A 19,896-nucleotide genomic window follows, 5' to 3' on the forward strand; every position below is an offset into this window, starting at 1 on the left:
TAGGGCTCGGATTGTAGTTAGATAACTACAATCCGAGCCCTTATGCATTAAAATGCCCAGCTTCCCTTGCGGAAGATCGGTTCAATCGTTCCGTCTGCGTGTTCGCCATCAATATCCATCTCGGCAGAGCCGATCATAAAGTCGACGTGAATGAGGCTGTCATTCAGACCTGCTTGCAATTGTTCTTCTTTGGTCATCTTCGTGCCACCTTCAATACAAGTAGGGAAGGCTCGGCCGAGGGCCAAATGGTTTGAAGCATTTTCATCATAAAGGGTATTGAAAAAGATCAGATTCGTGTTCGAAATTGGCGACACATGCGGTACAAGCGCGATTTCGCCTAAGAAGTGTGCGCCCTCATCCATTTCGATCATGGCTTGCAGGGATTCAAAGCCTTGCTCTGCTGTATAGTGCGTGACGCGGCCTTGTTCGAAGGTGATCGAGAAGTTATCGATTAAGCTTCCTTGATAGCTCAGCGGCTTTGTACTTCGGACGGTCCCATGTGTGCCCAAGCGATTCGGCGAGATGAACACTTCCTCTGTCGGGATGTTCGGGTTGAAATCGAAGTCACCCGTTTCGTTCGTTGCCGAACCCCCGCGCCAAATGTGCTGCGGCGGAAGCTCAACCGTAAGTTCAGTGCCTGGAGCGCGATAATGAATTTTGTGGAATTGCTTCTCATTCAATTGTTCCCGTTTGCTTCGAAGTGTCGCATTGTGATCACGCCACGTTTGCACAGGATCTTCTTGATCTACGCGGGTAGCTTCGAAGATAGCGTCCCATAAGGCACTTACAGCTGCCTGATTTTCTAGCTCAGGGAAGACTTTCTGTGCCCAAGCCAGCGAAGGTGCTGCGATGATGGACCATGTCATTTTGTAGGAGGACATGTATTCCCGCCATTTCACAAGCTTAGGACCTGCTGCCTTGGCATTTGCAGCAATTCGAGCGGGATCCACATCTTTAAGCAGCTCTGGATTATCGGCATCGATCCATAGATAGGCACCGTTGTTTTCAGCTAATTCGGTTAGCGCTTGCGCACGCCAAGTTGGATACTCGTTAAAGGATTCTTCAGGTGCGTGCGTATAGCGGATTTGTGTGCAGATTTCATCCTGCCATTCAATATGTACATGCTTGGCGCCGGCTTCATACGCTTTGCGGGTAATGAGTCGCACGAATTCAGGGTGCCCAATTGGCGCATTAATCCAAAGCGACTGTCCGGACTGAATGTTGAGGGCTACTCGAACCGTCAACTCCGAATATTTTTCAAGATTTTGTTCAAAAGTCATTAGAAAAATCCTCCTTTTACTCCGTCTTGCTTGAAGTTTATCGCTCCGCTCGTCGACTGTCAAATAAATTTTACCGTTTGAAAGATTGTGAAATTCAGGATGTCATTGAATGGAATTTTTACATTTGTTTACACTAAGGCAGGAGGTGAAGTGCGTTCATGCGTTATGAATGGTTATTGGGCCTGCTGCTTCTAGCCCAGCCCAAAGAAATACCTTTTCAATTAACAGAAAACTCGGATGGTCAGCAGAGAATGGCTCAGATTCAGCGAGAGCCGTATACGCTGCATCATCTAGATGTGCCGATGGTTGACGCTCAGAAACTAGACCGTCTTGCCGAGCAGATTGACAAATCGATTTATCGAAAGCCGATCAATGCCAGTATTAATGACAGTGGGGGAATTGTAAAAGAGGTCGCAGGCGTTAGACTGAATCGTCGTGCTTTTCTCAATCAATTTTATGCACAATTCTATGAAGCGGGACCGATGAAGGTGGAGCTGCCGCTTCAGACCATGTATCCCAAAGTGGACAGTGAGCTGCTAGCAAGCATACGTGTTCGTCCAATCGGCTATTATGTTACCTATTTTAATTCGCGCAATAGTCACCGTGTTACGAATCTCAAATTAGCTGCACAAGCCATAAACAACTATGTTGTGCAACCGAATGAGACATTTTCCTTTAATAAAGTAGTTGGTGTTCGAACGCCAAGCAGGGGGTACATGTCAGCTAAGGTTATTGTGAGAGGTGAATTCTCAGAAGGGATAGGCGGAGGCATCTGTCAAATATCCTCAACCTTGTTTAATGCGGTAGACCGAGCTGGTCTCACCATTATTGAAAGATACTCGCATAGTCGATCGGTGCCCTATGTGCCGCCGGGAAGAGATGCGACAGTCAATTGGGGAGGGCCCGATTTTAGTTTCAGAAATGACTATAATCAGCCTATCTTAATTCGAGCGCACACGCTGCCTGGACGGGTCCAAATTAGTATTTCGTCATCAGAGCTTGTTAATTTCAAAGCGCGCCATGTGCCTGGTGCTGTGAAAGCAATTCCAGAAGAAATTGAAACCAATAAAGATGTAGGAAAAGGGCTTCCTTAACCCCTAGGGGCCCCTCTGGAGGTCAATATATGCATACTTTTTGAAAAAAAAGCACAAATTCACATGACTCTATGCTGATCTTTTGCTAATATAGGAGATGATCATTCAGCTTGAGAAGGGTGGAAATCGCTTTATGAAAACGTTTTTAGATGAGAATTTTTTACTTACGAACGAAACTGCTGTACATCTTTACCATGAATATGCAAAAGAACTACCGATTATTGATTATCACTGCCACTTAAGTCCTAAGGAAATTTATGAAAATAAACAGTTCAACAACTTAACAGAAGCTTGGTTATATGGCGACCACTACAAATGGCGGATGATGCGTGCCAACGGTATTGACGAGTCCAAAATTACTGGTGAAGCTAGTGATTATGATCGTTTTGTAGCATGGGCTTCCACGCTTCCTATGGCGATTGGCAATCCGTTGTACCACTGGTCCCACATGGAGCTTCAAACGTATTTCGGTGTGTACGATATTATTAATGAGCAGAATGCACCTGCGATTTGGGAAAAAGTGAACGCGAAGCTCGCTGAAGGTGGATCACGCGCCAGAGATCTGATCACAAACTCCAAAGTAACGGTCATTTGTACAACAGATGATCCTGTAGATTCCTTGGAATACCATATCCAAATTAAAGACATTGAAGGTTTTGATACACAAGTATTGCCTTCCTACCGTCCGGACAAGGCGCTTGAAATCAATCGCGCTACGTTCCTTCCATGGATTGCACAATTGGGAGCAGCTACAGGTACAGCGATTCGTACATATGATGACCTGTTAGCAGGTTTGGAAAGCCGCGCAATCTTCTTTGACTCCGTAGGTTGTAAAGTATCTGACCACGCACTGGACTATGTGCCATTCGCTGTTGCAACGAAAGAAGAAGTTGACGCGATCTTCGCTGCAGGACTTGCTGGTCAACCGGTTAGCTTAGAAGACGAGAAGAAATACAAAGCTTTCACGCTATTATTCCTAGGCGGCATCTATAAGAAATTGGATTGGGCGATGCAATACCATATCAACGCGTCCAGAAATAATAATGGACAAGCTTTTGCTAAGCTAGGTCCGGATACGGGCTTTGATTCCATTGGTGACAGCCCAGTAGCAAGTGCGTTGACAGGCTTGTTGTCATCCTTGGCTGTGGCTGATTCCTTGCCGCGCACGATTCTCTACTCGTTGAATGCGCGTGATAATGAAATTCTCGCTTCCTTGATGGGCAGCTTCCAAGGCGACGGCATCGCTGGTAAAATTCAACTAGGCGCAGCTTGGTGGTTTAATGATACGCGTGACGGCATGATCTCCCAAATGAAATCGCTAGGCAACTTCGGATTGCTTGGACGTTTCGTGGGTATGCTAACGGACTCGCGGAGCTTCTTGTCCTACACGCGTCATGACTACTTCCGCCGTATTCTATGTAATATGTTCGGTGAATGGGTTGAAGCAGGCGAGTTCCCGAATGACGAGCAGCTGTTGAAGCAGTTGGTTCAAGGCATTTCGTACAACAATGCGAAGCAATATTTTGGATTTTAAGTGAAAAACCTTCGTGCGAGCGTGAGCTTGCACGGAGGTTTTTTGTTAGAAAGCAATTCAAAGAGCGCGCAAGGTCATCGTCCCCGCCGGCGTCGCACGCTAGCGCACAAAAAAAGTGCGCAAGGTCGGCGTATCCGCCGGTCGTCGCACGCTAGCGCACAAAAAAAGCGCGGAAGGTCATCGTCCCCGCCGGCCGTCGCACGCTAGCGCACAAAAAAAGTGCGTAAGGTCGTCGTCCCCGCCGGCCGTCGCACGCTAGCGCACAAAAAAAGTGCGCAAGGTCATCGTCCCCGCCGGCCATCGCACACTAGTGCTTATGGAAGTGCTTCTTTTAAAAAAACTATTGTAATTTTCCTTAACTTGAAGTATATTTTCCAATATCTAGGTCGTGAAGCACACGCCGCTTGCATCGGAACTCGTTTCCAGTGCAAGCGGCTATTTTATTTCCTCAAGGTGGAGAAGAAGATGGACAAAATAAACGGTGAGATGAGTTTGCAACTTCGTGATGCGTACGAAAAGTGGATGGCATTACAAATCAGTTCGTGCACAGGGGATCGGCGGCTGCGACTGCAGAAGGGTCTGAGTTTCTCATTAAAGAAATTCATTATCTATGTGCTCTGGCCTGCAGTCGGGAGTTTTGACGGATGGTTTGCCGAGTACGAAGTGATCGATTTTAAGGACGGATTCAGATACCTTGATTTAGCCAAACCATCGTCGGTCATCAAAATTTGCATCGAAGTAGACGATAAGGGAACGCATGGTTCTAATGCGGATTCGTATAAATTTTCAGATGACCGATTCCGTCAAAATGACATTGTTATCGACGATTGGAAGGTGCTGCGCTTTTCACTGCACAGCATCCTGGAGCAGCCTCGCCGCTGCCAACAACAGTTGATGCATGCGTTAGCGAAATGGGGTATTGAATCAAATATAGCCCAACCATTTTTGTCTCCAACGGAACTTGCTATTTTCAAATTTATCGAAAATAAGACAGGGGCCTACTCCCCGATTACGATAGCTCAAGCAGTTGGAATCCACAGAAATACTGCAGTGAAATATTTTAAGTCTCTAGTTGCAAAAGGCAAAGTGATGCCTGATGTCACAACTGGCGGTCCAATAAGGCGATACCGCAGCAATATGTGATCAGAAATGGATAGCACTCTCAGCGCTTACAGCCCGAGATGCATCATCTTCCGACATTCCAGCGGAGTTTGCGAAGTAACTTGTTTGAATACCCGCCCAAAGTGAGCGACACTATCAAACCCGGCTTGCTCGGCGATGTGAATGACCTTCAGCTTCGTCTCCCTCAGCAGCCGTTGTGCTTCACGAATACGGACGTTGTTCAAGTATTCAACGAAGGAGAAGCCGGTCGTTTCCTTGAAGGAACGGCAGAAATAACTGGGACTTATATGGAATTTCTCAGAGATGGAAGCCAAATTGAGTCGCTCCTGGAAATGTTCACTGATGTAGGTGGCAATCTCAAAAATTTTGGGATTATGAGCCTGCGGATGCTCTTCTGATGGGCTTTGCTGATCAATCAGCCGCGTGCAGAAGACGAGCAATTGCGTAAGCAGCGCTTTACTATTGAGCTCCCAGCCGTTCAGTTCTTGCTGTTTTTCGCGCATTAAGCTGAACAGCATGTTCTCGACGAGAGTCCGATTCGCCCCGGATAAGGAGAAGATAATTTGTTTTTGTCGAAAAGGAGTCAGTAGTAGCGCATGCGTATCTTGCCCCATCGTACTTATCCAGACATCGTTGAAGCTCACTAAGATGCGTTCATGTGGAAGCGCGTTAGCATCGAGCGTTTTGTGAAGTTTATTTTTATTAATAAAAACAAGATCTCCTTCTTGCATGAAATAGGAGCGATCTTGAATGAAATAGTAGCGTTTGCCGCTAAGTAAATAATAAATTTCGTAGTGGTCATGAAAATGATTCACTGGCATGGAGAAGGATTGCTCTCTGCGCAGTCTTTCAATCTCGTACTGAATCAACGTGGACACCTCTCTGATCCTCAATCTGATCTCTATTTTACAGCAATATATGCAAGGAAATAAAGCGATTAAGTAATATTTGATTAGAAACGCAACAAATATTGTATTAATCTAACTGTAAGAGTAATGAGCTATTTAAATGAGAGGGGCATGTTGGCGGATGAAAAAAACACGTTATGCGATTGTAGGTACTGGAGGACGCGCTGAATTCTTCTATGGTTCCATGGTGAAGGATTTTCTAGATACATCAGAGCTTGTTGCGATTTGTGATATTAATCAAACTCGTATGAATTTTACGAATGACTTGCTTGCTAAGAAGTATGAATATCATGCTGTTCCTACGTATAAAGCTGACCAATTCGAGGAAATGATTCGTCAAGAAAAGCCGGACGCGATCATTGTGACAACGGTAGACCGTACACATCATACGTACATTATCAAAGCGATGGAGCTTGGTTGTGACGTTATTTCCGAGAAGCCGATGACGGTTGATGAAGAGAAATGCCAAGAAATTCTCGATGCGATCAAACGGACAGGTCGTCAGCTTCGAGTGACCTTTAACTACCGTTACGCACCGCACAATACCAAAATTCGTGAGTTAATTATGGATGGAACGATTGGCGATGTTCATTCCGTACATTTTGAGTGGTTGCTAAATACGGAGCATGGCGCCGATTATTTCCGCAGATGGCATCGCGATAAACGCAATGGCGGCGGCTTGCTCGTGCATAAGTCAACGCACCATTTTGATCTCGTTAACTTCTGGTTAGGGACACAGCCAGAGACGGTTTTTGCCATGGGAGATTTGATGTTCTACGGGAAAGCGAACGCTGAGAAGCGTGGAGAAACGAAGTTCTACCAACGTGCAACAGGGAATGCGTATGCCAAAGAGGATCCTTTCGCCTTGCATTTGGACAGTAATCCGAATCTGAAAGGACTATATTTGGATGCTGAGCATGAAGATGGTTATCAACGTGATCAAAGCGTTTTTGGCGACGGAATCTCGATTGAGGATACAATGGGTGTGATGGTTCGTTATAAAAATAAAGCCATTCTAACTTATTCCTTGAATGCGTATTTGCCTTGGGAAGGTTTCAATGTGAATATCAATGGAAGCAAGGGCAGAATTGAAATGAAAGTTGTCGAGAAGTCATATGTGAATTCCGGCGGAGACAAAGCGGATGAGGGTGCGTTGCAATCGAAAACGATTACGGTATTCCCGATGTTCGCAGCACCTTACCAAGTAGAGCTTGAAGAAGGCGTTGGCGGCCATGGCGGCGGAGATCCTGTGTTGTTGAAAGATATCTTCGATAAGCCGTCCGATGACCGTTTCAATCGTGCGGCTTCACACGTGGATGGGGCAATGTCTATTCTAACTGGTATTGCGGGTAATATCTCGTTGCGGACAGGGCAACCAGTTGCTGTTGATAAGCTCGTTAAATTTTAAGATTTGACGGAGGTTAGATGGATGTGGAATCCGGACGCTAGTATGGAAAATCTGTATCGTTCTTTCGAATTGAAACGTGCGCAGCAGCGTGCTGAGTGGGCAGAATTGACGAAGGAACAATTGAAAGAGCGTTTGGCGAGCACTTTATCAATGCCGATAGAAGGACAGGACGAGCTTCGTCCTGTTCTTCTTGAACGTGTGGAACTCGAAGATCATACTCGTGAACGAATCGAATTCGGATCACTTTATGGATTTCGAGTCCCTTGTTATGTATTGCTGCCTAAGGGAGTTGCGGGTAAGGCGCCAGCCGTACTCGCTTTGCATGGGCATGGCTTCGGGAGTAGGCAGATCGTTGGTTTGCGTGCAGATGGAACTGAACATACGGGGGCGCCGGACCTTCACGGTAACTATGCCTTAGAGCTGGTTAAGCGCGGCTTCGTGGTCGTTGTTCCCGAAATTCTTGGATTTGGTGATCGGCGATTGGAAGCTGACCAGCGGGATGGGCAAGTTGGCAATAATTCTTGCCAGACGCTCGCTTCACATCTTTTGTTATATGGCATCTCCCTTGCTGGATTGCGCGTACAAGAAGCTATTCGTGCATTGGATTACATGGTGACGCGCGAGGATATTAATACTAGTCGTATCGGTTGTTTCGGCTTCTCTGGAGGCGGACTGCTTGCTGCTTATACTGCTGCCATTGATGAACGTATTCAGGCTACAGTCCTGTGTGCATTCACGAATACTTTCAAGGGCAGCATCATGGGGGTTCGGCATTGCATCGATAATTATGTACCAGGTGTGCTTGAATTTGCGGAGCTTCCTGAGTTAATTGGCTTGCTTGCCCCGCGCCCCTTGTTCATTGCTTCGGGCAGACAGGATCCGATTTTCCCCATTGAAACAGTGGAGGCAGCCGTTTCCTATTTGGAGCGCGTGTACGCGGAGGCTGGTGCTGGTAAACGATTAGGCGTTCATTTGTATGAGGGTGTTCATGAGGTTAACGGGAGTCAGGCGTACCCATGGTTGGTTAAAAATCTGTGAAATGTAAACGACAAAAAAGACCACTGAACATTGTTCAGTAGTCTTTTTTATCATTTACTTACGCTTTGACGAACGATACTCTCAATGATCAACTTGTGTCCAACCACGACTCCAAGACGAATGACACCTGTTGTTCTGCCGGAAATAACGTGGCGATGTCCATCTGCAATGTTTGTTAAAATTTGAAAACGATGAAAATGGTTTGGTCCAGTACCGATGTTAAGGCCTGTACGACCTGAATAGGAATGACGATGCCCGTCAGCAGTTGTCGTAATGCCTTGGAAGGTGTGGCGGTGTCTGCCATCCTCAGGGATCACAATATCACTTAAATTACCGAAGGAGTGTCGATGATTTTGTACACGTGACGTCAAGCCCTCCATGCGATGTCTGAATTGTACCGGCCCGCCGGAGCCTTGTTTGATTCTTGCCATTAGCTATCATCCTTTCGAAACGAGATGATATTAATGTATGCAAGTCAGTGTGGACTGGCTTGGTCGTATGGCTAACACAATTCAAAATACAGCTTATTTATTGAAAGGGTGAGGTTAGATTTGAGGCATTGTAACATTTCTTGATTCGACTATTTGTGATCCGTACCATTCAACCGGGGAGAATTATACTTGCGAATTTCTTCGCGCCAGGAGAGGAAGCCACTTTCCATGGCTCTAATGAGCATTTCTGCGGTACCTACATTGGTAGCTAGCGGGATCTGTTGAACATCGCAGAGGCGAAGGAGCGCGGTAATGTCAGGTTCATGCCCTAAAGCAGATATGGGATCGCGAAAGAAGATGAGCAAATCAATATCATCCATCGCAATCATCGCACCAATCTGCTGATCGCCACCAAATGGACCTGAACGTAAGCGAATCACATCGAGCTTGGCGGCTTCACTGATTCGTCTTCCGGTTGTTCCTGTAGCATAAAGCTGGTGCTTTTGAAAAATATGTTTATAAGCAATAACAAAGTCCACGAGCAAGTTTTTGTACACATCATGTGCAACAAGTGCAATATTCATTTTCTCTCCGCCCCTTTTATGTCATATTAGTTGACGTTAATTTATGTGTTGAATACAGAGTAACTCAGTTTATTTAAAAATTCAATCATTATTTTGAATATTTCAGTCAATAATATGTCTATTATTCGAATAAAATAAAATTAATGTTATATTAACTAACATTAATTTGCCTGGTTTATGTGGTTCTTCCTAATTAGATCCATCTATGCTAACCTGTTAGGATGATCAATAAGGGGGTGAGTTCGTTGAAACGAGTACTCATTACAGGATATAAAGCGAATGAGTTAGGCATTTTCTCACTGAAGCATCCTGGCATTCCGATTATTAAAAAAGCGATTCAAAAACGACTCATCGCCTTGTTGGATGACGGACTTGAATGGGTTGTTGTTAGTGGTCAGTGGGGAGTTGAGCTGTGGGCGGCTGAGGCTGTGCTCGATCTGCGGGAGAGTACCCATCCCGAGGTGAAGCTAGCGGTGATCACGCCATTTCTAGAGCAGGAAGAGAAGTGGAGCGATGATAAGAAAGGCTGCTACGCCAGCGTCTTACAGCGTGCCAATTACGTGAACAGCATCACGAAGACGAAATACGAGGGGCCTTGGCAGTTCAAAGAACGAGACAAGTTTCTACTCCGTAACTCGGACGGTATCCTGCTTGTCTATGACGAAGAAACAGAAGGCTCACCGAAGTTCATGAAGCTGCAGGCAGTTCAAATCGCCGCGCATCATACATATCCGATCATGACGATCAACGCCTTTGATTTGCAAAATGTAGCCGAAGATGAGCAGGGAGATTACGTTGGCGATATGCAGGTTGACATGACGGGAGAATCAAGCAGCAGTGGCGGGGACAAGTGGCATTTTGATGATGATATTTAACTGGGCGACTGTCCATGCATGCTGAGTTTACTCATTAGCTGCCTGCTCCTTCTAACTGTCCGCACCAACTGCTTGCACATGCTGACCTTCGGGAAAATATGTGACTATTTTTCAATGTTTAAGTGTAATCAACGTTTTCAGCTGAAATTAGATGTAGTTTTCCAGTTATTGATCGCATACGGGGCTGCTCTCATGGTGAATACCATTGAGAGCAGTCCTTTTCTTCATTTTAACTAGAAAAAAAGGAAAGAAAAACAAAGATAAAAATAATTATTCAAAAATAAACAAAGATGTGTTACGATGAAACCATCAAAAACAAACACATACTCATGGGATGTAAAACTTAGGAGGGTACTTAAATGGTTGCGAATTTATGGGAAGCTTCAAAAGCGAATGCAGTATCGAAAGGCGTAGAGGAAATTGTTTATCGTTCGAATTTATTAGGAACGGATCGCGCTGTTTGTAATTGGGGCGGCGGCAACACCTCTTACAAAACGATCGAGAAAGATTTCCGTGGTCGCGATGTTGAAGTGATGTGGGTCAAAGGAAGCGGTTCTGACCTTGGAACGATGAAAGCAAAGAATTTCACAGGTCTTCGCATGGAAGATATTCGTCCTTTGATCGAGCGTGACGAAATGTCCGATGAAGAAATGGTTGCTTACCTTGCGAACTGTATGATCGACAGCAAGCACCCGCGTGCTTCCATTGAGACGCTTTTACATGCTTTCTTACCATTCAAAAACGTAGACCACACGCATCCAGATGCGATTATCTCGCTATGCTGCGCACACAATGGACGTGAGCTTGCAAAAGAAATTTACGGCGACCGTTTCGTGTGGGTACCTTATGTACGTCCTGGCTTTACACTTTCCAAAATGATCGCTGATGGCGTTCGCAACAATCCAAAAGCTGAGCTTGTCCTTATGGAGAAACATGGTCTTGTAACTTGGGGCGAAACGTCCGAAGAAAGCTACCTCAAAACAATTGCCATCATTAATGAAGCTGCAAGCTTCATCGAAGCTCGCGTAAACGAAGCGAACCTATATGGCGGCTCCAAATATGAATCACTAAGTGTAGAAACTCGCAACGAGCTTCTTGCACAAGTTCTACCTATCGTTCGCGGTGCAGTAAGCAACGAGAAGAAAATGATCCTCACAATTGACAGTGCAGACGATGTACTTCAATTTGTAAATAGCCGTGATGCTGCTGTTCTTTCCCAAGTTGGTGCAGCTTGCCCGGACCACCTTGTTCATACGAAAATGAAGCCACTTTATATCGACTGGAATCCGACAACGGGTGACGCAGCTTCCTTGACTGAAGCTCTTAAAGCCGGTATCGAAGCTTACAAAGAAGAGTACAAAGCTTATTTTGACCGTAACAAAAATGAAGGCGACGTTATCAATGAAGCAGCTCCGCGTGTAATCTTGATTCCAGGAATCGGGATGATCAACACAGGTAAAAGCTGGGCAATGGCACAAATTAGCGGCGCGCTTTACCACCGTGCGATTTCCGTTATGAGAGGCGCTACAGCTCTTGGAACGTTCGTATCCCTAAGCGAAAATGAATCTTACAATGTGGAGTACTGGCCTCTTGAACTTTATAAATTAACATTGGCACCAGCTGAAGCTGAATTCTCTCGTCAAATCGCGTTCATTACTGGCGGCGCAGGCGGAATCGGAAGCGTTACAGCTCGTCAATTCTTGAAAGACGGCGCACACGTCGTACTAGCTGATCTTAATCTCGAAGGTGCACAGAAGCTTGCAACAGAATTGAACGAACAATATGGCGAAAACAGAGCAATTGCAGTTCGCATGGACGTAACGAAGGAAGAAGAAGTTGTAGCGGCATTCCGCGAATCTATCCTAAGCTTTGGCGGAATCGATATTATCGTGAATAACGCGGGTCTTGCGACTTCCAGTCCTTTTGACGAAACATCCCTGAAAGAGTGGAACTTGAACATGAACGTGCTTAGCACAGGTTACTTCCTTGTAGCAAGAGAAGCGTTTAAAATTATGAAAACACAAAAAGTTGGCGGGAGCATGGTATTCGTTGGTTCCAAAAACTCCATATTCGCAGGGAAAAATGCTTCTGCATATTCCACTGCAAAAGCAGCAGAGATCCACTTGGCTCGTTGTATCGCGGCAGAAGGCGGCGAATTCGGAATTCGCGTGAACTCCGTATTGCCAGATGCGATTCTGCAAGGCTCCGCAATTTGGAACTCCAACTGGCGCAATGAACGTGCTGCAGCTTACGGAATCGAACCGGATCAATTGGAAGAGCACTACCGTAAAAGAACGACATTGCTCGTTAACATTTTCCCGAAAGATGTGGCAGAAGCGATCGTATACTTCGCATCATCCAAAGCAGCTAAAACAACGGGTTGCATGATCACTGTTGATGGTGGCGTACCTGCTGCCTTCACGCGCTAATTCACCTAATAGGAGGCAACAAACCGATGAGCGATAAAGCCTACGCATTATTCGAAGAACAACAAGCCTTGAGAGGCATTGATATTTCAGCTGTAAAAGCGAAGCTAAAAGCCCTTAAAGTTGAGACGCCTTCATGGGGCTACGGAGACTCTGGGACGCGCTTCAAAGTCTACAAACAAACAGGTGTGCCACGTAATCCCTTCGAGAAATTCGAAGATGCGGCACAAGTACACAAGCTGACGGGTGTTTGCCCGTCGGTTGCGATCCACATCCCGTGGGATAAAGTGGATGATTACGCAAAGCTGAAACAGCATGCATCAGATCTTGGCGTATCCATCGGTGCGGTAAACCCGAACCTTTTCCAAGAAGATGACTACATCTTCGGTAGTGTAACGAACTCCAACGCAGCGATTCGGCGCAAAGCAACGGACCACCTATTGGAGTGCGTAGACATTGCCAAAACCGTAGGCTCCGATGTGTTAAGCTTGTGGTTTGCAGATGGCTCCAACTATCCAGGTCAAGTGGATATCCGTGCGCGTAAAGCATGGATGTATGAATCATTGAAAGAAATGTACAATGCAATGTCACCAAGCATGCGTATGTTGATTGAATACAAGTTCTATGAGCCTGCGTTCTATCACACGGATCTGGCTGACTGGGGCATGGCGTTCAATTTGGCTAACAAATTGGGTTCGCAAGCGGAAGTGCTTGTGGATACAGGACATCACCCGCAAGGAACGAATATCGAGCACATCGTGACGTACTTGTTGGATGAAAATAAACTAGGCGGCTTCCACTTCAACTCCCGTAAATATGGGGATGATGATCTGATCGTTGGATCTGTGAATCCGTATGAATTGTTCCTGATTTTCTATCAAATCATTGATGCAGCGAATGATAAGAATCCACAGATTCGTCAAGCAGCTGACAACATTGCGTATATGATCGACCAAAGCCATAACATTGAGCGTAAAATCCCAGCGATGCTGCGTTCCGTACTTAACGTACAAACGCAATACGCGAAAGCACTTCTTATTAACCTTGAAGAAGTTAGAGCTGCGCAAGAGAATCAAGATGTTTTGGGCGCAGAGGATGCGGTTCGCAAAGCATTTGAATTCGATGTTACGCCTCTACTTCAAGCGGTACGTGAAGAAATTGGCGTTCCAGTTGACCCAATGAAGGCTTACTTGGCAAGCGGCTACGACGAGAAAATCAACGCGCGTGGCAAGGGCGGTGCAAGCTGGTGAGTACACCATCGACAGTTCTAGCCTTTGATTTGGGAGCAAGCAGCGGCAGAGCGATCGTCGGACGTCTTGATTCTGAAGCGGGCCGGATCACGATCGAGGAAATTCACCGCTTTTCGAATGATCCCGTGCAGGTGGGCAACCACCTGCACTGGGACATTTTGCGGTTGCTTCATGAACTGAAGCAAGGCATTTTACAAACAAAGCATCTGGGCTATTCCAATATCGAAAGCTTGGCGATTGATTCGTGGGCGGTTGATTTCGGGCTTTTGGCTGCTAACGGCGAGCTGTTGGGCAATCCTTATCATTATCGGGATCATCACACGGATGATCTCATGGATAAAGTGATAGAAGAAGTGGGTCGTGAAAAGCTGTATGCCGCTACGGGTCTTCAGTTTTTGCAATTCAACTCCATTTTCCAACTGTATGCGCTTCAAAAAAACAATCCCGACTTGCTGAACCGGGCAGCTACGTTTCTGATGATTCCGGACCTGCTTCGTTACTTCTTAACTGGTGAAAAGCATAGCGAATACACCAATGCAACGACGACGCAGTTGTTTAATGCGACTAGCTTAACGTGGGACACAGCGCTCATCGATCAGCTTGGGCTTCCGGAACAGATCTTCCTGCCGCCCGTTGCTTCGGGAACACGCGTAGGAGCACTCAGCCCAGCTGTTTGTGATGAACTGGATGTTCCTTCCATTCCTGTGATTGCGGTTGGCGAGCATGATACCGCATCCGCTGTCGTAGCCGTTCCTGCGCTAGATGATGACTTTGCGTTCCTCAGCTGCGGGACGTGGTCTTTGCTGGGAACTGAAACGGAGAAGCCTGTTCTAACGGAACAAGCGTTAGCATGGAACTTCACGAATGAAGGCGGCGTGTACGGCACGAATCGCTTATTGAAGAACATCATGGGCCTATGGCTCATACAAGAATGTAAGCGGACGTGGGAAAAGGAAGGCAAAACGGCCAGCTTCGCTGAACTTGTGAAGCAAGCGGAAGCCGTGAAGCCATTCCAATTCTTCATTGATCCGGATGATGATATGTTCCTTAATCCTGCTCATATGCCAAAGCAAATCCAACAGTATTGTCGTGAAACTGGGCAGACTGTGCCGCAAACCGATGGCGAGATCGTGCGCTGCATCATGGAGAGCTTAGCGCTGAAATATCGCTTTATTTTGGAACGTACGGAGCTGCTTTCAGGTAAATCATATCGCGGACTTCACATCGTCGGCGGCGGAATTCAGAACGAGCTGCTTTGCCAATTCACATCTAATGCTACACAGCGCGAGGTGTGGGCGGGCCCGGTAGAGGGTAGTGCCTTAGGAAACCTTGTAGTACAATGGATAGCACTAGGGTATATCGCGAATTTGCGCGAAGCCAGGAAGCTGATTCGGAATTCGTTCCCGGTCAAAACGTATCATCCAGAGGATGAGGCGGGTTGGCAGGCGGCGTATACAGTGTTTTGTGAAGTGGCCTCCCGATCGACGGTGAAATGAGGGGTAACGATGCTGGTAGCGGAAAGATGGCAGAGAATCGTTCAATTGGTAAATGAAAGAGGCAGCATTCGCGTGACCGAGCTTAGCGAGCTGTGTCAGGTTACAGAGGAAACGATTCGACGTGACTTGGATCGGTTAGAGGCAGAAGGCAAGCTCATGCGCAGTCATGGCGGTGCGGTTAGCGTGAAGGAAGCGCAGACCGAAGTTCCGTTCATGGAGCGGGAGACGGCGCACGCGGATTTCAAGAACAGCATTGCGAAGGAAGCTGTTTCACATATTCAGGAGGGGGACCGCATCATTCTCGATGCGAGTACCACGGCTTGGTATATGGCGAAAATGATTCCCGATATGGCGATTACCATCATCACCAACTCGATGAAGGTTGCACTTGAGGTAAGCGGCAAGGAGAAGATTCAGGTCATCTCGACAGGCGGCTTACTCTCTCCGAAATCCTTATCTTACGTGGGTCCTTTATCGGAAAGATCCTTGGATATGTACCATGCGCATAAGCTTTTTCTTTCATGCAAAGGGGTACATGTTCAGCGAGGGATTAGCGAATCGAATGAGCTTCAAGCGCTGATTAAGCGCAAAATGATCAGCATCGCAGACGAAACCTATCTGCTGGCCGATCATAGTAAATTCGGCACGCAGGCTTTGACGCAAGTGGCAGGTTGGTCGGAGATTCAACATGTCATTACGGATCGTATGACGAGTAAGGATGCGCTGGAGCGCATTCGTGATAAAGGCGTGCAAGTGCGTCAGCTGGATTAGCATGAACGTTATCAGCCGTTCCACGAAATGTGGGGCGGCTGGTTGCGTTTTGACACACGGATCCCAAAACTTATTTGCATTCCTACTCTTTCCTGTCTAGTATATCCTTAATGATTAGTTCATGTTGGAAGGAGTGAAAAGCGATGCGAATAGGTGTTATAGCAGATACGCATTTATCCTACCGTGCACAGAAGCTGCCCGATGCTCTTATAGCAGGCTTACATGGTGTTGATCTTATTATTCATGCGGGGGATTGGGTGAGTGAGCATGTCATCGAGCTTGTCGAGCAGATTGCGCCGTGTGAGTCCGTGGCTGGTAATAATGATGGTGAAGATATTGTGCAGAGGTTTGGGACAAAGAAACTATTAACCTTCGGTAATTTCCGCGTAGGACTTATCCATGGGGATGGCTTCCGAAAAACGACAGAAGAGAGAGCACGTGAGGCATTCGAAGCTGAGCGCCCCGATATGGTGATCTTTGGACACTCGCATATTCCCTATTTACAAAATGTTCAAGGGACGATCCTATTCAATCCCGGTTCACCCACGGATAAAAGAAGACAGCCTCGCTACTCGTATGGCATTCTTCAACTAGGGGAGCAATGGAAGGCCGAGCATTTCTATTACGATTCCAAAGAATAGGTCTGCTGTTGTAAGCTTGTAAGTTGGACCCGGTAAACAAAAGCCCGATAGGCTCAGTTTGAGCTTATCGGGCTTTTATAGTTGCTACCGCACATACCATTCGCCGGAAACCCAATCTGTGGTTTTCCATTTGAGTACATCCGGGTTCGCCAGATGCATGATCTCCTTGAGGAAATCGAGCTGCTCGAGATCGGTCATTGGCGTAAAATTTTTAGCAATCGCAAGATTCTGTTCGAGCTGTTCCATCGACTCCATGCCAACAATAGCCGTTGAGATGGGCAAGGATAGTGTGTAACGGAGAGCCTTCTCGTACCAAGGTGCTAATTTACCGAGTGCCATGACCTTCATCCCGATGATGGCGATGCCTTTCTCACCTGCCTTCGGCAGAAATTCATGAGCGAAGCTATAGACGAGATGATCAGCCGCAGAGAGTGCGACGAGCGCGCTATCGAACGGATAGCGATCAATCGCCTCAAGTTGAACTTGAGGATTGGTATGGCCACTGATCGAGATATGCTTGATCATGCCTTGTTCTTTGGCCTCAATTAGGGCTTCAAGAGCGCCGCCTTTGGCGAAACACTGCTCCAGTTCTTCCATTTTCATAATATTATGTAGACGCCATTCCTCAACATGATCGGTTTGCAGACGTTTCAGACTTTCTTCGAGAAGCCGCAAGGAGCCATCTCTCGTGCGATCATTGGTCTTGGTGGCAATCCATACCTCATCCCTGCGTTTATGCAGAGCCAATGCTTTACCGAGACGTTCTTCGGATTGACCTTTGGAGTAACTAGGAGCTGTATCATAATATGTAATTCCTTCATCAATCGCACGATTCACAATTTGAATGGCTTGTTCCTCCGTGCAGTTATGTTCATCCACAATCCGCTGTGCGCCAAAGCTTAATAGTGGGACATGGGTTCCCGTCGAACCAAAAGGTCTTTTCTCCAATCCAATCATTCCTCCTACAATGGCATGTTGATTTTAGTCTGTCCTAGCGTTCCCTAATTGAATAGCAAGACATACCAATTTTACCACGAATGATTGAATTTCCGTAAGTGAGAGCGAATCAAGCAGGAATAGCTTCCACCGATATGTAACTTTAAAGAGAAGAAAGAATCGTCAAGATTCGACCTAAATGGATCGAATTTATGAACGAGGGGGACTTTAGTCCTATTTATTGGTGGAAAAGGATTGTGGTATCGACAAAATAAACTTATTATTAAATAGATGAAGACTCACTAATTGTCGAAAAGCTTGATCTCATAAGTTCATGTACATATAGGAAGACAAATAGATTACTTAAGAGGTGCATAAGGATGGAGAAATCAACAATCATTGGTGTTGTGTTGGCGGGAGTATCGATCGGTGTTGGCATGGTACTAAAAGGAGCAAGTCTAGTTGCCTTATTAAATCCAGCGGCAGCATTAATCATTTTCGGTGGAACAGCTGCAGCGTTGTTCAATGCTTTTGCACTTGAAGAGATAAAGAAGATACCTAGCTTAGTTAAAATAATTTTCACCGAACAGAATCATATACCAAAAAAAGAATTGATCGAGATGTTCGTAAATTGGGTGAGTATTACGCGCCGCGAGGGGCTGCTGTCCCTAGAGAAGCAAGCGGAAGAGCTTTCAGATCCTTTTATGAAAAGCGGCATGCGTCTGATTATCGATGGTAACGATCCTGATTTCGTGCGAGATGTGCTTTTAGAGGATATTGCCGAAATGGAAACAAGACATAAGAAATTTGCGAGCATTTTTACACAGGCGGGAACATATGCACCAACACTGGGCGTTTTAGGTGCCGTAGTTGGACTTATTGCTGCTCTTGGTAATTTGAGTGAAGTGGATAAGCTGGGGCACTTGATCTCCGCGGCGTTCGTAGCCACGATGTTTGGTATTTTCTTGGGGTATGTCGTATTCCACCCTTTTGCCAATAAGTTGAAGATGAAGTCCAAGAAGGAAGTAGAAATTAAACTAATGGTTGTTGAAGGTTTGCTTTCTATCCAATCAGGCGTTTCTGCGAATTCCGTGAAGCAAAAAATGATGATATTCGTTCCAAATAAAGAGCGCGAGTCCTATGAAGATGGAGCTGAGGGGGCGCAGCGTAGTGAGTAAAAAAAAGAAGCATGAGGATCATGAAGAACATATTGATGAAACCTGGCTCATTCCCTATGCGGATTTATTAACTTTACTCCTTGCCCTTTTTATTATTCTCTTTGCTTCTAGTCAGCTTGACTCCAAGAAATATGACTCCATTATGCGTTCTTTGAATAATGCGTTCACGGGGGGCGAAGCACCTTTCGCCATGTCCAACTTAATTCCTATTGAAGATGCTGCGAATTCAACGAAAAACAATTTTAAGAACCAGAATCCGCCTACGAAGGAAGAGGCCAAGACCGAAAGCCAGCTAGCAGCCAAGCTGCAGAAGGAAGAGAAGGATCTGAAGGAATTAAAAGAAAGCATGGACGCTTATATTAAAGAAAATAAGATGAGCGAGCAGCTGACAACGAAGCTTGATAATGAGAAGCTAACCATCACGATTAGTGATCGCGCGTTATTCGAATCGGGTTCGGCTACCATTAAGCAAGAGTCCCAAAAGCTTGCCGCATCAATGTCGAATTTATTGGGGCAGTATCCTGGCTATCAGGTTGAGGTGGCTGGTCATACCGACAATATTCCGATTCACAGAGCGGATTTCGAAACCAACTGGGATTTAAGCGCCAAGCGTGCCGTGAATTTTATGAAAATATTACTCATCAACACGAAGATTCAGCCTGCGTCTTACTCCTCCGTGGGGTATGGCGAGTACCGTCCAGTAGCTGATAATGCGACGACAAATGGCAGATCGCAGAATCGCCGGGTTGAAGTAAGTATTCTCCGCAACGTTAAGGCAACAGATGAGATAGCGAAATAAATAGTAAAGGAGCTAAGCGCATTTAAAAGCAGCTTAGCTCTTTTGATTTTGGTCTCCGCTTCCGGAAACAGCGTTAGTCCGATATCTCCGAATTAAAATGACCGACCGCCGTCAGTTGTTTGCAG

Annotated in this window: 18 protein-coding genes; 13 read left to right on the top strand and 5 right to left on the bottom strand. The window is 46.1% G+C overall.

The features are described from left to right. Nucleotides 1-47: 47 nt before the first annotated feature. The gene (locus AC58QO_RS07715) at nucleotides 48-1,280 is read right to left on the bottom strand and encodes an aminopeptidase (RefSeq protein ID WP_497264719.1); all 1,233 of its coding nucleotides are present in this window, start codon (nucleotides 1,278-1,280) and stop codon (nucleotides 48-50) included. 158 nt (nucleotides 1,281-1,438) lie between these two features. Here AC58QO_RS07715 and AC58QO_RS07720 point away from each other — a divergent pair, with 158 nt between their 5' ends. The 3 genes from AC58QO_RS07720 (at nucleotide 1,439) to AC58QO_RS07730 (ending at nucleotide 5,051) form a co-directional block, all read left to right on the top strand. Continuing rightward, nucleotides 1,439-2,374 (top strand): VanW family protein, encoded by a 936-nt coding sequence (locus AC58QO_RS07720; protein WP_497264720.1) that lies wholly within the window; start codon nucleotides 1,439-1,441, stop codon nucleotides 2,372-2,374. Between the two features lie 133 nt (nucleotides 2,375-2,507). Continuing rightward, nucleotides 2,508-3,908, top strand: coding sequence for a glucuronate isomerase (gene uxaC / locus AC58QO_RS07725; protein ID WP_497264721.1), 1,401 nt, complete (start codon nucleotides 2,508-2,510; stop codon nucleotides 3,906-3,908). Nucleotides 3,909-4,373: 465 nt separating this feature from the next. Next, nucleotides 4,374-5,051 (top strand): hypothetical protein, encoded by a 678-nt coding sequence (locus tag AC58QO_RS07730; RefSeq protein ID WP_497264722.1) that lies wholly within the window; start codon nucleotides 4,374-4,376, stop codon nucleotides 5,049-5,051. Between the two features lie 26 nt (nucleotides 5,052-5,077). On the opposite strand, the gene AC58QO_RS07735 is transcribed toward AC58QO_RS07730, so the two are convergent. Beyond that, nucleotides 5,078-5,908: a helix-turn-helix domain-containing protein gene (locus AC58QO_RS07735; protein WP_497264723.1), complete on the bottom strand. Its 831-nt coding sequence runs from the start codon at nucleotides 5,906-5,908 to the stop codon at nucleotides 5,078-5,080. Nucleotides 5,909-6,059: 151 nt separating this feature from the next. On the opposite strand from AC58QO_RS07735, the gene AC58QO_RS07740 reads away from it, so the two are divergent. Next, nucleotides 6,060-7,346, top strand: coding sequence for a Gfo/Idh/MocA family oxidoreductase (locus AC58QO_RS07740; RefSeq protein WP_497264724.1), 1,287 nt, complete (start codon nucleotides 6,060-6,062; stop codon nucleotides 7,344-7,346). A 21-nt stretch (nucleotides 7,347-7,367) separates the two neighbouring features. After that, nucleotides 7,368-8,384 (top strand): dienelactone hydrolase family protein, encoded by a 1,017-nt coding sequence (locus tag AC58QO_RS07745; RefSeq protein WP_497264725.1) that lies wholly within the window; start codon nucleotides 7,368-7,370, stop codon nucleotides 8,382-8,384. A 50-nt stretch (nucleotides 8,385-8,434) separates the two neighbouring features. Here the strand turns inward: AC58QO_RS07745 and AC58QO_RS07750 are convergent, their stop codons facing one another. Then, nucleotides 8,435-8,815 carry a YmaF family protein gene (locus AC58QO_RS07750; RefSeq protein ID WP_497264726.1) on the bottom strand — a complete coding sequence of 127 codons (381 nt, stop codon included), beginning with the start codon at nucleotides 8,813-8,815 and terminating at the stop codon, nucleotides 8,435-8,437. Between the two features lie 149 nt (nucleotides 8,816-8,964). Then, nucleotides 8,965-9,399, bottom strand: coding sequence for a methylglyoxal synthase (locus AC58QO_RS07755; protein WP_497264727.1), 435 nt, complete (start codon nucleotides 9,397-9,399; stop codon nucleotides 8,965-8,967). A gap of 245 nt (nucleotides 9,400-9,644) precedes the next feature. Here AC58QO_RS07755 and AC58QO_RS07760 point away from each other — a divergent pair, with 245 nt between their 5' ends. From AC58QO_RS07760 to AC58QO_RS07785, 6 genes are all read left to right on the top strand, one after another. Continuing rightward, nucleotides 9,645-10,274: an SLOG family protein gene (locus tag AC58QO_RS07760; protein WP_497264728.1), complete on the top strand. Its 630-nt coding sequence runs from the start codon at nucleotides 9,645-9,647 to the stop codon at nucleotides 10,272-10,274. Nucleotides 10,275-10,633: 359 nt separating this feature from the next. Further along, nucleotides 10,634-12,703: a bifunctional aldolase/short-chain dehydrogenase gene (locus tag AC58QO_RS07765; protein WP_497264729.1), complete on the top strand. Its 2,070-nt coding sequence runs from the start codon at nucleotides 10,634-10,636 to the stop codon at nucleotides 12,701-12,703. Nucleotides 12,704-12,729: 26 nt separating this feature from the next. Then, a complete protein-coding gene (gene rhaI, locus AC58QO_RS07770) occupies nucleotides 12,730-13,950 on the top strand; it encodes an L-rhamnose isomerase (protein ID WP_497264730.1) in 1,221 nt (406 codons plus the stop codon). Beyond that, a complete protein-coding gene (gene rhaB / locus AC58QO_RS07775) occupies nucleotides 13,944-15,446 on the top strand; it encodes a rhamnulokinase (protein WP_497265444.1) in 1,503 nt (500 codons plus the stop codon). The genes rhaI and rhaB overlap by 7 nt, the downstream gene beginning before the upstream one ends. 9 nt (nucleotides 15,447-15,455) lie before the next feature. Then, nucleotides 15,456-16,217 carry a DeoR/GlpR family DNA-binding transcription regulator gene (locus AC58QO_RS07780; protein ID WP_497264731.1) on the top strand — a complete coding sequence of 254 codons (762 nt, stop codon included), beginning with the start codon at nucleotides 15,456-15,458 and terminating at the stop codon, nucleotides 16,215-16,217. A gap of 143 nt (nucleotides 16,218-16,360) precedes the next feature. Further along, the gene (locus AC58QO_RS07785; protein ID WP_497264732.1) at nucleotides 16,361-16,858 is read left to right on the top strand and encodes a metallophosphoesterase family protein; all 498 of its coding nucleotides are present in this window, start codon (nucleotides 16,361-16,363) and stop codon (nucleotides 16,856-16,858) included. Between the two features lie 84 nt (nucleotides 16,859-16,942). Here the strand turns inward: AC58QO_RS07785 and AC58QO_RS07790 are convergent, their stop codons facing one another. Further along, nucleotides 16,943-17,815 carry an aldo/keto reductase gene (locus AC58QO_RS07790; protein WP_497264733.1) on the bottom strand — a complete coding sequence of 291 codons (873 nt, stop codon included), beginning with the start codon at nucleotides 17,813-17,815 and terminating at the stop codon, nucleotides 16,943-16,945. A 359-nt stretch (nucleotides 17,816-18,174) separates the two neighbouring features. Between AC58QO_RS07790 and motA the strand changes: the two genes are divergently transcribed. Both motA and motB read left to right on the top strand, forming a co-directional pair. Next, entirely contained in the window at nucleotides 18,175-18,972 is a 798-nt protein-coding gene (motA, locus tag AC58QO_RS07795; RefSeq protein WP_497264734.1) for a flagellar motor stator protein MotA, read from the top strand. Beyond that, entirely contained in the window at nucleotides 18,965-19,771 is an 807-nt protein-coding gene (gene motB / locus AC58QO_RS07800) for a flagellar motor protein MotB (RefSeq protein WP_497264735.1), read from the top strand. Before motA ends, motB begins: the two co-directional genes overlap by 8 nt. Nucleotides 19,772-19,896: the final 125 nt, after the last annotated feature.

It is taken from the genome of Paenibacillus sp. J31R30 (assembly GCF_059692115.1).